The 725-nt window shown below is 62.8% G+C and carries 2 protein-coding genes; both read left to right on the forward strand.

What is annotated here, in order from left to right; all coding sequences use genetic code 11:
• On the forward strand, positions 1 to 510 hold a 510-nt coding region (locus tag HMPREF2924_RS15410; RefSeq protein ID WP_070700556.1), incomplete at its 5' end, for a DUF7168 domain-containing protein.
• Position 511: 1 nt separating this feature from the next.
• Positions 512 to 703: a hypothetical protein gene (locus tag HMPREF2924_RS15415; protein WP_033940197.1), complete on the forward strand. Its 192-nt coding sequence runs from the start codon at positions 512 to 514 to the stop codon at positions 701 to 703.
• Positions 704 to 725: the final 22 nt, after the last annotated feature.

The raw sequence follows: 725 nt of genomic DNA on the forward strand, positions 1-725 counted from the left end.
GGCTCGGATGGAAAACCGCCGGCCTGGCGGGTGCGCCTCGCTCAAGTGTGCTGCCATGCCTTCGGTACGCACCTGATCATCTGCACCTCCTATTTCGAAAGCGCTTCGTTCCTGTTCGTCGGCTGCGCGGCGGCGCCGGAGCTGACCGGCTATGCCTACCAGGTGCTGGAGCGACAGCTGCAGAAGGCGCGCAAGGACTTCCTGAGCACGCAGAAACGCTGCAAGCGGTCCACCAAGGTAGCCCGTGGAGATGCCTTCGCGCATGGATGGATCGAGGCCGTGTACGCCAAGGTCGACCAGTTCGCAGGCGTCGACGACAACATCGCCGACGCGATCCAGGCGTACATGGCGAAGCACCACGCTGACGTCGGCAAGTTCGAGATGAAGCGCCGCAAGCTCAAGGCACGTGACGAAGTGGCCAGTGAAGCGGGGTATGCCGCGGGCAAGCGCGCGCGGCTGCACCAGGGGATCGGGCACCAGGCCGTGGCTCGGCTTACTCAGGGGGTGTGAGATGTCGCAAGCCAATCCGTTCATCCATCCTGACAAGGACTACGGTGCAGTGAGTACTGATGATCGCCTGCGCGCTCTGGACAGCTTCAATCTAGAGCAATGCCGTGCTGCGCTCTCGGTACCCGGTCTGCAGAAGACCGTCGAGAAGAAGCTGCACAGCCGCATTCGACAGCTCAACAAGGAGGCCAGGTGATGGAGCGCTACCACTCAACGGC

It is taken from the genome of Pseudomonas sp. HMSC063H08, assembly GCF_001813645.1.
In the GTDB taxonomy this organism is placed as follows: Bacteria; Pseudomonadota; Gammaproteobacteria; order Pseudomonadales; family Pseudomonadaceae; genus Pseudomonas; species Pseudomonas aeruginosa.

Excerpts from the sequence above, each read along its gene's own strand:
- HMPREF2924_RS15415 (WP_033940197.1), top strand. The coding sequence starts at position 512 with ATGTCGCAAGCCAATCCGTTCATCCATCCTGACAAGGACTACGGTGCA.